Here is a 12602-nt window from a genome sequence, read left to right on the forward strand (position 1 = left end):
GGACATGACGGATGACAGCTCCCTTGCGGCTGACGGCACTGGACGAGCACGATCTCGCGGCCATTTCGGCGGCCCTCCAGGACGCCGTGGCGCTGCTGGGTGATTTCGAGCACTCCAAACGGCTGCGATCCTTCACCATGGCGTTCAACCGCTTCTGCTGGGAGGCGGGGAGGCGCGACCGGCGCGTGCGCTCCGGCGTCCAGATCGGCCATGTGACCGCGGCCCGCTCGCGCAATATCCGACAGGGTGCCGAGGATGCGGTGGTCAATCTGCTGGCGATCCGCTTCGAGCCGGGCGAAATGCCGTCGGGGCAGGTGGTTTGCACATTTTCCGGTGGCGGCGAGCTGCGGCTTGATGTCGAATGCCTGGACGTGGTTCTGGTCGATCTGTCCCGTCCCTGGCGGGCCACAGCGCGACCGCAGCATGAAACCGCCGATATCGGTGAACCGGACGAAGAGACCCAAGCGCCATGAGCCAGTCCGACGACAGGATTGTCCGTATCGACCTCGACGGCGCCAGTATGGGACCAGGCGATGTCAATGCCGACCATGAGCGCCGCGTCGCCATTGCCGACCTCTTGGAAGGCAATCGCTTCCGTCCGGACGGCGAGGTCGATGGTCCCTATGCGCTGCGCCTCGCCATCGAACATGACCGGCTGGTCTTCGATGTGCGTCTGGAAGACGACACGCCGGTGCATGGCTTCATGTTCGCACTGGGGCCGCTGCGCCGCATCGTGAAAGACTATTTCCTGATCTGTGAGAGTTATTACGAGGCTGTGCGCGATGCGCCGCTGGAGCGGATCGAGGCGATCGACATGGCCCGGCGCGGTGTTCACAATGAGGGCTCGACGCTGCTGCGCGAGCGGCTGGTCGGCAAGATCGATGTTGATTTCGACACCGCCCGGCGCCTCTTCACCCTGATCTGCGCCCTGCACAGGCGGGCGGCGTCATGAGCGCGCCTTCGGTGCTGTTTGTCTGCGGCCGCAACGCCATCCGCTCGCCCATGGGTGAGGGGTTGTGGCGCCTTCGATTCGGTCCCGACGCCATCGCCCGCTCCTGCGGTGTCATCCCGGCGGCCTTCGTGGACCCTTTCATGGTCTCGGTCATGCTGGAGAAAAAGGTCGATCTGGAAGACTTCTCGCCGATTGCCCTCAATGGCGTTGGCGACCCTCCGGCCGAGCTGATCGTGTCGCTGTCGACGGCGGCCGACCGGATGGCACGGGAGTATGCCGCCCGCACCGGTGCCGAGTTCCAGGCCTGGCCGATTCCCGATCCCAGCGAGACCGGCGGTAATCGTGACATGAAGATCGCCGCCTATCGCGAAACGCGTGATGCCATCGCCGCCCGTGTCGCGCAGTGGGAACCGACGCCAAAAAGCGCTTGATGTCTCGACTTTTGCCCGCAAGGGGGAGTATACAGCGCGCTCCGGTGCGCGGGCTGCTTGGCGAGTCTGCGGTAACACCCAGAATTCTAAGCCCCCACAGGGTCAGACCGCAGGGTCAGAAACGAGGAGCCGCATGGCGAAAGAAGAACTGTTGGAGTTTCCGGGCGAAGTCACGGAACTGCTTCCGAACGCGACCTTCCGGGTCAAGCTCGAGAATGAACACGAAATCATTGCCCACACTGCGGGCAAGATGCGCAAGAACCGTATCCGCGTTCTGGCCGGCGACAAGGTCCTGGTCGAGATGACGCCCTATGATCTGACCAAGGGCCGGATCACCTATCGCTTCAAGTAAGCTCCATTCAGGCGTGGTGACGCGATGACGCTGGCCGACCCGGCACTTCCCCGCCCGCGCCTGATCCTGGCCAGTGCCTCGCCCCGACGCTTCGACCTGCTGAGCGGGGCGGGACTGAGCCCCGACGCGGTCGAACCCACCCATATCGATGAGCACGAGATCCCCGGCGAGCTGCCCGGGCCCCTGGCGTTGCGTCTGGCGCAGGAAAAGGCCATGGCCCATCCGGGCAGCGATGACGCCTTCATCCTTGCCGCCGATACGGTCGTCGGGGTTGGTCGGCGCATTCTGCCCAAGACCGAGACCGAGGCCGAAGCGCGGCGCTGTCTCGATCTGCTGTCCGGCCGCAATCACCGCGTCTTCACGGGCATTGCTGCGCGGGGACCGGACAACCGTTTTGCAGCGCGGGTGGTCGAAACCCGGGTCAAGTTCAAGCGCCTGTCACAGCCGGAAATCGACGCCTACATCGCGTCGGGCGAATGGCGCGGCAAGGCGGGCGGTTATGCCATTCAGGGGCGGGCGGGCTGTTTCGTGATCAATCTGATCGGCTCCTTCACCGGCGTGGTCGGCCTGCCGCTCTATGAAACGGCCAATCTGCTGACGGGGCTGGGCTATCCGGTCACCGCGCGGATGGGCGAGGGAGGTTCGGCATGAACCGGCAGATCCTGATCGAAGAAAATATCGGCGAGACCCGCGCTGCTGTCGCCGAGAATGGCCGCATCGTCGAGCTCTTCCTCGACCGCTGGTCGGAAGCCGGCCAGCGGGTGATCGAGGGCGAGATCTATCGCGGTCGGGTGCGCCGGGTCGAGCCGGCCCTGAATGCCGCCTTTGTCGATCTGGGTGTCGGCGAGGAGGGCTTTTTGCCATTCGGCAAGTCGGGCCGTCCCAAAGGACTGCACGAAGGCGCCGCCATCGGCGTGCGCATTGCCCGCGAAGCCTATGCCGAGAAAGGCCCGAATCTCGGGCTCGTCGACGTCGAGCCTGGCGAGGCACCCGATTGCCTGGAACCGGCCGAAATCCTCGCCCAGCGCCTGGTGCGCACGTTCGGCGATGCCGAGGCGCAATGGGCGGACGAGACTGATTTCGACCTTGAGGCCGCCTTCGATGAGGCGCTGGAGCCACAAGTCGCCATTCCCGGCGGCGGGTCGCTCTATATCGAGACGACGCGGGCGATGACGACGATTGATGTCGATGCCGATGGCCGCAAGGGCCAGGGCAATGCCGCCCAGCTGGCCGTCCAGCTCAATAATTCCGCCGCCAAGGAAGCCGCCCGTCAGGCCCGCATGCGCGGTATTGGCGGCATCCTGGCCATCGATTTCGTCCACATGCGCGGGCAGCCGGATCGCAAGGCTGTCGAACAGACCCTGCGCGGCGCCTTTCGCCGTGACCGGGCCAAGGTTGACGTCGCCCCGCTGTCGCAGTTCTGCATTGGCGAGGTTGCCCGTCAGCGGCGCGGTCGCACCCTGTCGGAAATCATGCTGGAGTCCGACGGACGACCGACTGTTGAAACCGCCGCGCTGACCGCCTTGCGCCGGCTCGACGCGGAAGCCCGGTCCGATCGCTCCCGCAAGCAGCGCCTGACGGTTGGGCCCGAGGTCTTCAACTGGCTCGACAGCGACACCATTGCCTGGCGCGCGGCGCTGACCGATCGTATCGGGGCCCGTTTTGAACTGACCGAAAATCCGGAGCTGGCACGCAATGCCTGCCGTGTCGGACGCGCCTGACACCCTCCACCCTGACACCCTCCACCCTGTCCGCCTCCCCGCAAAGGAGACATCGCCATGAAATGTCCGATCTGCCGCCAGCCGGCTGACCCCGATTTCAAACCCTTCTGTTCCAAGCGCTGCGCTGATGTCGATCTGGGCAAATGGGTCAGTGGTTCCTACGCCATTCCCGGTGAGCCCGCCGACGTCGCCGAGGACAATCCGCCGACCGAGGAAGACCAGTAGGGGCACGCGCGGGCCCCTCTGGCGGACCGAGCTGCCACCGGTTGTGATTTCGCTGAAAAGAGCCATGGACACGCATCCGTGCCCGACCTATAAACCGCGCTCTCGATGGCTGCCGAGGCAGCTTGTCGACACGGTGCCCGGGTAGCTCAGGGGTAGAGCAGCGGATTGAAAATCCGCGTGTCGGTGGTTCAATTCCGCCCCCGGGCACCATTTATTTCCTGAACATGGATGCTTTTTGTATGCGGGCCGGCCTTGGCGGTTCCGGCGCGATCACAATCCGTGTGTCAGGCCGCCTTGGACAGCAGGCTCTGGAGCGTTGCCTCAATCAGCGGGGCCGGGGATTTCATGTCCTTGCCAATGGCTGCGCCGGTGAAGATCTCGTAGCCGGCATCAATGCCGAACTGGAGTTGTTCGGCGGTATCAACCTGTGTGAGCGCACCGCGTGCGCCGATCCGCCGGATCGAGATTGCTTGGTCAACAAGCTTCTTGATGACGCCCTCGCTCAGGCCGGTGCGCGCCCATTTGCGTTCCAGCGACGAGCAGTAGATGGCGATCGAGCAATTCTCGAATCGGTTGAGCCGGACTGTGCCAGGTTCGATCTTTGCGAGCAGATTGGACCCGAATATCCGCATGGACCGGAACAATTCTTCCATCTGGCCGATCGGCGCGCCGTCCGGAATACTGTCGACCCGGATGTAGAAATATTTTCGTTGGGCCTGGGGAATATTCTGGAGAATGGAGAAATACCGAATCCGGTCCTGGGTACCGATCACGGTCTCGTAATTGACCGGGATGACGACAGCGCATTTCTTGCCGCCGGTCAGCTGTTTCAGAAAACCGCGTTGGGCCGTGGTGGCCACGGCATGATCCATCGCTTGGAGTATGTCGGGATCATCATTGCCCAGGAGGGTCTGGCGCCCGTAGAGCTCCTGGCCGTTGTGATGGCGGTGTGGCAGGCAGAAATTGGCCGTTATGTAATTGAATTTCGCATCCCATGACGGTTTGAAAATGATCTCGTCCCACTGGGCGGTCGGGACCTTGAACGGCAGGGAGGACAGCTTGTCGAGATCGGCTGTGGCGTCGATGCTCGGCGGCAGGTCCTTGGCAATTTGCGCCGGAGCCGGGGCGGGGATGTCGGGAGACTTGTGCTTTGACAGGTCGCGCTGTGCGGAACTTGCCGACCGGCGGTCTATGTCTCGCCAGTTGCCGGCGGCATCCTTCTTGGTGACGGTCTTGATGGCATTCTGGCTGGCCTGGCCGATTTCTGCCGCTTGGGAGACGTCGCTGCGTTTGACCAGTTCGGCGAATTCGTTAACCGACAACTCTTTGGATTGAGAACTGATTTCCAGGTTCTTGAGGATACGGTCGCCCAGGAAGTAGTGGTTCAGACCATTGGACAGTTCGGCTGTTTTCCGGGCGGCATCTGCACCCGACAGGGTGGCAAAAACCAGGATGAATCCGCCCCGGCAGCGGACCAGCACGTCTTCCTTGGCGAGCCGCTTTTCAATGTACTGGGCAGAGACGCTGTAGATTTTTTTGCGCACCTCGATCCATTGTTCTCCGACCTCGTTCTTGATCATTTCCAAGTTGATCCACTGGAAATGACCGATGTCGATCCCGTCGCGCCCTGTCAGGGCCTTCTTGATCCGGTCGAGAACATCAGTTGTCACAGTATCAATCCATCAAAAACTGCTGTCCGGGCAAGCTAGATGGATAAGTCTTAATGTGTCGTTCAATAGTCGACTGCAACCGTTCGTTATTCTGCAGAAAAACGTAGAGTCGCGAAAAATAGACGAAAATTTGTCTCATTTGTTATTCGCGGTCGGGTTTTCGGGGCGAAAGGGTCATGCCGTCAGGCAGGCGAGCCGAACGGCAGCGCCCGCCCGATCAAGGGTAAGGCGCCCCGCCGCGCAGCGGGGCGCCTTACTGTGATCAGACCGGTATTACACCAGCTCTTTCAGCTTCTCGGCGCTGAAGTCTTCCAGCTCGTCGAAACGGCCATCACGAACCTTGGCGGCCCATTCCGGGTCGGAGATGAGGGCGCGGCCGACGGCGACGAGGTCGAACTCATTGCGTTCGAGGCGTTCGATCAGACCGTCAAGCGAGGCCGCAGGCGAGTTCTCGCCCATGAAGGCACCGATGAAGTCGGAGTTGAGGCCGACCGAGCCGACCGTGATGGCCGGCTTGCCGGTCAGTTTTTGGGTCCAGCCGGCAAGGTTGAGCTCTGAGCCTTCAAATTCCGGGATCCAGAAGCGGCGGGTCGAAGCATGGAAAATGTCGACACCCGCATCGGAGAGCGGACCGAGGAATTCGCCAAGCGCGTCAGGCGTTTCGGCCAGGCGGGCATTATAGTCCTGCTGCTTCCATTGCGAATAGCGCAGGATGAGCGGCAGGTTGGCCGGGATTTCGGCGCGGATGGCCTTGATGATCTCCTGCACGATGGTGGTGCGTTCAGTGAGCCCCCCGCCATAGCGGTCATCGCGCTGGTTCATGCCGTCCCAGAAGAACTGGTCGAGCAGATAGCCGTGGGCGCCATGCATCTCGATGGCATCAAAACCGATATCGGCCGCGGCCCTGGCAGCCTTGGCGAAGGCGGCGATGGTGTCGGCAATGTCCTCGGCGCTCATCGGCTCGCCGACCTGTTTGCCGCCAGGCACAATGCCGGAGGGGCTGTCGGATTTGGCGTCCGGGTGCGGACCGGTACCCGGCTTGCGGGCCAGGCCGACATGCCAGAGCTGCGGCGCGATCTTGCCGCCGGCCTTGTGCACCGCATCGACAACGGTTTTCCACCCCGCCAGCGAGTCGGGCCGATGAAAATTCGGTATGGACGGGTCGAAACTGGCGCCGGGCCGGTCAACGGTCGTGCCCTCGGTGATGATCAGGCCGACGGCGTTCTCGGCGCGGCGCCGGTAATAGTCGACGACAGGTTGGCCCGGCACACCATCAGGGCTTTTGGAGCGCGTCATTGGCGCCATCACAATGCGGTTGGGCAGTTGCAACGAACCCAGCGAGAAGGGCTTGAAGAGGGCGTCGGTCGGGGTCATTCGCTTGTCCTTACAGAAATAGTCAGCGCTATCAAATAGGGAGGTTTTCGCGAAAATCGACCCTTGGGTATGTATCTGACCCATGCGTTTTGCGGCGGTGCGGTATCGAGGGAACGTCATGCCGCTGTTTCCGCGCCTGCGGCGGGGATGTAGAAGATCGACATGCAATCAATGGCCGCCCCTGACCGAACCCCGTTCAATACCCGCCTGGTCCGCACGGTGTGCCAGCGCCAGGGGTGGCAATTTCTCGATCTGGATGGCGGCGAGGGCTATCTCTTCGCTGTCGAGGCCGGCGGGCGCCGCGTCCATTGCGGATCCGGCGCGATCTGTGCCTATCCCGGCAACTCCGCGACTGCCTATACAATCGCGCGCGACAAGGCCTTCACGGCGGCGATGCTCGCTGAGGCCGGACTGCCGCATCTTCCTACCTCGCTCTACTTTCTGGAAACGACACGCCGGCATTTGCGCGCGCCGGGGCGCGAGCGCGCCGATCTTGAGCAATGGGGGGCGACAGCAAGCTACCCGGTCTTCGCCAAGCCCAATCGCGGTGCCCATGGTGATTTGGCCGAACAGATCCGAGACCATGACGGCTTGCTCGACTATCTGGACCGCGCGGCCCGCACATATGACCAGGTCGTCGTGCAGCCCTATGTGGAAGCGGCAGAGTTTCGGGTATTGGTTGTCGCCGGCGAGGCGCGGTTTCAATACCAAAAGGTCTCGGGCGGGCTGGTTGGTGACGGCCAGTCGAGCTGGCGCGAGCTGCTGGAGAGCCTCAACAGGAATTTGCAGGACAACGCGTTGAGCCCGGTTACTGGCACGGATTTCGCCGCCGGCCTGGAAGCGCGGGGGCAGGGCGCTGATGACATCTCTGAGGCAGGGGTGTCTGTGCTGTTGCCTGGTCGCGGCAATCTGGCCACCGGTGGACAAGCGGTCGGGTTCACGACCGACGTGGACCCCGACCTGTCCGGGCTGGCCGTCGGGGCGACGAAGGTGCTGGGTCTGGACGTCGCCGGGGTCGATCTGCTCAGGCCGGCTCCGGGCGCTCCGGTCGTGCTGGAAGTCAATGCCAATCCCAGCTTCGCCTCCCTGGAATCGATTGGCGAGCATGCGGTGGCAGAGGCGTTGTGGACCGATATCCTGGCTCGCGCCCTGGCGGCTGCGCCATGAGGGCCAGCACGCTCGATCTGCCGCGCTTTGGCGATGGGGTCGGACTGGCCCGCACAGCTGCGATTGCAGCGCGGCTTGGCCTTGATCTGCCCGCTATCGGGCGCCGGTCGGTCGTGATCGCCGGCAGCAATGGCAAGGGTAGTGTCGCGCGCATGCTGGGCGGGCTGTTCCAGGCTGCCGGCGAACGGACCGGCCTGTTCACCTCGCCCCATCTGCAGGCCTTCAATGAGCGCTTCGAACTGGCCGGCGAGATGATTGCCGACAATCGACTGCAGGCGCTGGAAGCCCAGATCGGGGCGGCCGTCAGCGACCATCTCGCCGATCATCCGGGTGATCAGGCCTGTGCCTTTGAAGCCGGCTTCCTGACAGCGCTGTTGTGGTTTGAGCAAGCGGGCGCCGAGCGGCTGGTCATCGAGGCAGGCATTGGTGGACGTTATGATCCGACCCGGCTCCTGCAGGCGCCGGTCGTCGCCCTGGTCAGCCTGGACCGCGAGCACATGCCGCTGCTGGGACACACTTTGCGCGAGGTCGCCCTGGACAAGCTCGACGTGGCCCCGCCCGGCGCGCGCGTTGTCATCGGCCGCAGTTTTGAAGGCGAACGCCCCGTTCTGGCGGTGATGGCGGGCCTCAAGCCGGTGCGGCCCCTCTGGGTCGCAGACCAGTATGGCCCGTCCGGCAGCGAGGACAGGCTGGCCGGGCATCATATCACCATCCGGCATCGCGAGCGCGGCCCGCTGCGTGTCCTGACGCCAATGCACGGGCGGTTTCAGGCCGACAATCTGGAAGTCGCACTGGAAGTGCTGGCTGAGGCCCGGCCCGACCTGTTCGCAAACAACTGGCCCGGCAGTGTGGCGGAGGCGCTGGCGCATTGCACCAATCCGGCCCGGATGGAAGTCCTGCCATTGGGCGCAGATGATGGCGACGGTGAGCCGGGGCTGATTATCGATGCGGGACACTCTCCGGCCGGTATCGCCGCTGCTGTGTCCGGCGTCGCGACCTTGCTGGACGGACGACCGGCGCGGCTATTGCTGGCCATGTCGGCGGACAAGTCCGTTGACGCCATGCTCGACCGGCTTGCACCGGCCTTTGACGATGTCGTCGTGTCGGCCCTGCCGGGAGGCGTGCCGGCAGCCTTGCTGGAAGCGGCCTACCGTCAGCGCAACCCGCGTGCCCGACTTCAACTCGCCCCGACGGCGGCGCAGGCCATCGCTGCCGCGCAGTTGCCGCAGGACGGCCGGGTGCTGGTGGGACTGGGAGGACTGTTCTGGGCGGCGGCGCTTCGCGACGCCTGGTTGATGGCCTGTACCGGCGCTTGAAACGACTGGCAAACAGTGTTCACTTTTCCTACAGTGCCGAAGACACGGTATGGGAGCTGACATGTCCGAGAACGAATTTGACGTCCTGATCGTCGGGGCTGGACTGTCCGGCATCGGCGCCGCCTACCACTTGCAAACCCGCTCTCCCGGACGCAGCTATGCCATCCTGGAATCGCGCGATGCGATCGGCGGAACCTGGGACCTGTTTCGCTATCCCGGTATCCGCTCGGACAGTGACATGTACACGTTCGGCTATGCCTTCCGGCCCTGGACCGGAGGCAAGGCGTTCGCGGATGGTCCGTCCATTCGCCAATATGTCCGCGACACGGCGAGCGAAAACGGTATCGACCAACATATCCACTTCGGCCACCGCGTTGTCGCCGTGGACTGGCAGAGCACGTCGGCGCGCTGGCAGGTCACGGCAGTTGATGGCGCGGGCAAGGAGCAGGTCTTCAGGGCCCGCTTCGTTTTCCTGTGCTCGGGCTATTATCGGTATGAAAAAGGATATCTCCCCGAATTTGCGGGATATGATGACTTCAAGGGCGAAATCGCCCACCCGCAATTGTGGGACGGCGCGCTCGATTATGCCGGCAAGCGGGTCGTCATCATCGGTTCCGGTGCGACCGCGGTAACCCTGGTCCCGGCAATGGCCGAGACGGCCTCGCACGTCACGATGCTGCAAAGGTCACCGACCTATATCGCGTCGCGTCCATCGATTGACGGGCTCGCCGTGTCCATGAGCAAGATGCTGCCGGCCAAGCTCGCCTACCTGATCGCACGCATCAAGAATATCGGCGTTTCCATCCTGACCTACCAGCTCTCAAGGCGATGGCCCGACTTTGTAAAGAAGGGCGTCCTGAAAGCGGTGAAAGCGGAGCTGGGTGAGGGCTTCGATGTCGAGAAGCATTTCACGCCGAGCTATAATCCCTGGGATCAGCGCTTCTGCCTCGCGCCGGACGGTGACGTCTTCAAGACCTTGAAATCCGGCAAGGCGGACATCGTCACCGATCATATCGAGCGTTTCACGCCGACCGGTATCCAGCTCAAGTCCGGCGAAATCCTCGAGGCCGACATCATCGTCCCGGCGACCGGGCTGGAGATGCAGCTGGCAGGCGGGGCCCGGATCTCGCGCGACGGTGTGGTGGTCGAGCCGGCTGACCTTTACACCTATCGCGGCATGATGCTGGGGGATGTGCCCAATCTGGCGCTCGCCTTCGGCTATACCAATGCGTCATGGACCCTGAAGGTCGATCTCACCTGCGAGCGTGTCTGCCGCATGCTCAATCACATGGAGAAGACCGGAACTGACATCGCGGTACCGCAGGTGCCCGACGACATCACGCCCGAGCCGCTGCTCGACTTCTCGTCCGGCTATGTCCAGCGGGCCATTGCGCACCTGCCCAAGCAGGGCGATCGGGCTCCCTGGAAGACCTATCAGAACTATGTCCAGGACATGCTGGCGATCCGCTTCGGCAAGCTGGAGGACGGCTATATGACCTTTTCCAAGGCGCCCGGCCCGGTCGGTCAGCTGGCAGCCCGGGAGGCCGCGGAATGAGCCGGCGCTTCGTTTATTCCGGCCGGACGGCGCTGATCACCGGGGCCGCCAGCGGCATTGGTGCAGCGCTGGCGGCGGGATTGGCTGCGCGCGGTGCCAGTCTCATCCTGGTCGATATCAATGCAGACGGGCTTGATGGCGTCGCGGCACCTTTGCGGGCGGATGGGTGTGCGGTCTCGACCTTCGTGGTCGACATGGCCGATGCCGCGGCCATTGCCCGGCTGGCAAAGGATGTCGAAGCCAGCGGCGCGCCGGTCCATCTCCTCTTCAATAATGCCGGTATCGCGCTGGGCGGGATGTTCGAGGACGTTGAAATGGCCGATTTTGAACGCCTGATCGACATCAATCTTTATGGCGTCATCCGCATGAGCCGGGCCTTCCTGCCCAGGATGCGCGCGGTTGATGAAGCCCATATCGTCAATATTTCCAGCATCTTCGGAATCGTCGCGCCGGCCGGCCAGGCAGCCTACTCAACGGCCAAGTTTGGCGTGAAAGGCTTTTCCAACGCCTTGCGGCATGAGCTCGCCGGGTCGTCCATCGGGGTGACAACGGTCCATCCGGGCGGGGTCGCAACGCAGATTGCGGCCAGCGCAAAATCGCCACCGGGAGCGTCGCCCGAGGAGATGGAAGCGGCCCGCAAGCAGACGCAGCGTCTGCTGGTCATGCCGCCAGCCGAAGCAGCGCGGATCATCCTTGATGGCGTCGCGCGCAGGAAGCCGCGCATATTTGTCGGCCGGGATGCGCACACCATGATGTGGCTGGAACGGATCTTCCCGACCCGCTACTGGTCGATTCTTCAAAAAATGGTCGGCGCCAAGCGCGCCTCCTAGGGGTCATTCATGCTTACTGTTCTTCTTGCCGTTCTTGGTGGCATCATCCTGATCTTCATCCTGGCGCTGTTCATCGCCTGGCGCTTCAGCCACATGGTGGCGAAGAAGGCGTCGGCTGCATTGCCGCCAAAGGGTCATTTCACCGAGGTGTCGGGCGGCCGCCTGCACTGGATCGAAAAGGGCGAGGGGCAGCCGGTCGTGATGATCCATGGCCTCGGCGGGAATCATCATAATTTCACCTATGCCATGACCGAGCGCCTCGCCGCTGCCGGCTATCGCGCCATCGCGGTCGATCGTCCCGGCTGCGGCTGGTCCGAGCGCGACAGTGACGAGCAGGCGCGGGTCCCCGAACAGGCCCGCATGATCGCCGAGATGCTGGAGAAGGAGGGCATCGACAAGCCGCTCCTGGTTGGTCATTCGCTGGGCGGCGCCGTGTCACTGGCCCTGGCTGTCAATCATCCCGACCGCGTTGGCGGACTGGCCCTGGTCTCGGCCCTGGTCACACCGCCCGACACGCCGGCCGAAGCCTTTGCCGGTATCGATATCGCCAATCCGGGCATGCGCCGTTTCATCGCCGAGACCATCGCCATCCCGATGTCGATCCGCAATGGCGCCAAAACGCTGGCAATCATCTTCGGCCCGGACCCGGCGCCGGAGGACTTCCGGACCCGCGGTGGCGGTCTTTTGTCCATGCGTCCGGACGCTTTTTACGCTGCGGCCACTGATCTCACCGCCGTTGGCAAGGACATGCACGCCATCACCGCCCGGATCGGCGAGATCCAGGTCCCGGTCGGGATGTTCTACGGCATGGCGGACCGCATCCTCTCGGCCCCGGAACAAATCGCCGCACTCAGCGCGGCCCTGCCAGATGCCGATGTCGAGACGATGGAAGCCCGCGGCCACATGCCACCCGTAATCGAGCCGGAGCGGCTGGAGGCATTTATTGTGCGCATGGCGGGGAAGCTGGGCTAGGGGCTGATCTGGTTGCTTGTCGGGACCTTTCTTGTTT

General features: G+C 63.4%; 14 protein-coding genes and 1 tRNA gene. 13 read left to right on the forward strand and 2 right to left on the reverse strand.

Going from position 1 to position 12602, the window contains the following annotated elements; all coding sequences use genetic code 11:
- The first annotated feature begins 11 nt into the window (after positions 1-11).
- The 8 genes from MMAR10_RS05875 to MMAR10_RS05910 all read left to right on the forward strand — a co-directional run bounded on the left by MMAR10_RS05875 (position 12) and on the right by MMAR10_RS05910 (position 3891).
- The gene (locus tag MMAR10_RS05875) at positions 12-473 is read left to right on the forward strand and encodes a DUF2948 family protein (RefSeq protein ID WP_011643067.1); all 462 of its coding nucleotides are present in this window, start codon (positions 12-14) and stop codon (positions 471-473) included.
- On the forward strand, positions 470-952 hold the full coding sequence (locus MMAR10_RS05880) for a UPF0262 family protein (RefSeq protein ID WP_011643068.1): 483 nt from the start codon (positions 470-472) through the stop codon (positions 950-952). Before MMAR10_RS05875 ends, MMAR10_RS05880 begins: the two co-directional genes overlap by 4 nt.
- Complete coding sequence (locus MMAR10_RS05885; protein ID WP_011643069.1) at positions 949-1383, forward strand: low molecular weight phosphatase family protein; 435 nt, start codon at positions 949-951, stop codon at positions 1381-1383. The genes MMAR10_RS05880 and MMAR10_RS05885 overlap by 4 nt, the downstream gene beginning before the upstream one ends.
- Positions 1384-1516: 133 nt before the next feature.
- On the forward strand, positions 1517-1735 hold the full coding sequence (gene infA, locus MMAR10_RS05890) for a translation initiation factor IF-1 (protein WP_011643070.1): 219 nt from the start codon (positions 1517-1519) through the stop codon (positions 1733-1735).
- Positions 1736-1759: 24 nt separating this feature from the next.
- Positions 1760-2386, forward strand: a complete 627-nt coding sequence (locus tag MMAR10_RS05895; protein ID WP_011643071.1) for a Maf family nucleotide pyrophosphatase — start codon at positions 1760-1762, stop codon at positions 2384-2386.
- Positions 2383-3456 (forward strand): ribonuclease E/G, encoded by a 1074-nt coding sequence (locus MMAR10_RS05900; RefSeq protein ID WP_011643072.1) that lies wholly within the window; start codon positions 2383-2385, stop codon positions 3454-3456. The genes MMAR10_RS05895 and MMAR10_RS05900 overlap by 4 nt, the downstream gene beginning before the upstream one ends.
- Before the next feature lie 57 nt (positions 3457-3513).
- The gene (locus MMAR10_RS05905) at positions 3514-3681 is read left to right on the forward strand and encodes a DNA gyrase inhibitor YacG (protein ID WP_011643073.1); all 168 of its coding nucleotides are present in this window, start codon (positions 3514-3516) and stop codon (positions 3679-3681) included.
- A gap of 135 nt (positions 3682-3816) precedes the next feature.
- Positions 3817-3891: transfer RNA gene (locus MMAR10_RS05910), tRNA-Phe, on the forward strand.
- A 74-nt stretch (positions 3892-3965) separates the two neighbouring features.
- On the opposite strand, the gene MMAR10_RS05915 is transcribed toward MMAR10_RS05910, so the two are convergent.
- Positions 3966-5351 carry a hypothetical protein gene (locus MMAR10_RS05915; protein WP_011643074.1) on the reverse strand — a complete coding sequence of 462 codons (1386 nt, stop codon included), beginning with the start codon at positions 5349-5351 and terminating at the stop codon, positions 3966-3968.
- A gap of 273 nt (positions 5352-5624) precedes the next feature.
- Positions 5625-6725 (reverse strand): NADH:flavin oxidoreductase, encoded by a 1101-nt coding sequence (locus MMAR10_RS05920; RefSeq protein WP_011643075.1) that lies wholly within the window; start codon positions 6723-6725, stop codon positions 5625-5627.
- A 162-nt stretch (positions 6726-6887) separates the two neighbouring features.
- On the opposite strand from MMAR10_RS05920, the gene MMAR10_RS05925 reads away from it, so the two are divergent.
- The 5 genes from MMAR10_RS05925 (at position 6888) to MMAR10_RS05945 (ending at position 12565) form a co-directional block, all read left to right on the forward strand.
- Entirely contained in the window at positions 6888-7892 is a 1005-nt protein-coding gene (locus MMAR10_RS05925) for a RimK domain-containing protein ATP-grasp (RefSeq protein ID WP_011643076.1), read from the forward strand.
- On the forward strand, positions 7889-9208 hold the full coding sequence (locus MMAR10_RS05930) for a bifunctional folylpolyglutamate synthase/dihydrofolate synthase (protein ID WP_011643077.1): 1320 nt from the start codon (positions 7889-7891) through the stop codon (positions 9206-9208). The genes MMAR10_RS05925 and MMAR10_RS05930 overlap by 4 nt, the downstream gene beginning before the upstream one ends.
- Positions 9209-9269: 61 nt before the next feature.
- Positions 9270-10763 carry a flavin-containing monooxygenase gene (locus MMAR10_RS05935; protein ID WP_011643078.1) on the forward strand — a complete coding sequence of 498 codons (1494 nt, stop codon included), beginning with the start codon at positions 9270-9272 and terminating at the stop codon, positions 10761-10763.
- A complete protein-coding gene (locus tag MMAR10_RS05940; protein ID WP_011643079.1) occupies positions 10760-11593 on the forward strand; it encodes an SDR family NAD(P)-dependent oxidoreductase in 834 nt (277 codons plus the stop codon). Before MMAR10_RS05935 ends, MMAR10_RS05940 begins: the two co-directional genes overlap by 4 nt.
- Before the next feature lie 9 nt (positions 11594-11602).
- Complete coding sequence (locus tag MMAR10_RS05945; RefSeq protein WP_011643080.1) at positions 11603-12565, forward strand: alpha/beta fold hydrolase; 963 nt, start codon at positions 11603-11605, stop codon at positions 12563-12565.
- The last annotated feature ends 37 nt before the right edge of the window (positions 12566-12602 follow it).

This window comes from Maricaulis maris MCS10, from assembly GCF_000014745.1.
Classification (GTDB): Bacteria; Pseudomonadota; Alphaproteobacteria; order Caulobacterales; family Maricaulaceae; genus Maricaulis; species Maricaulis maris_A.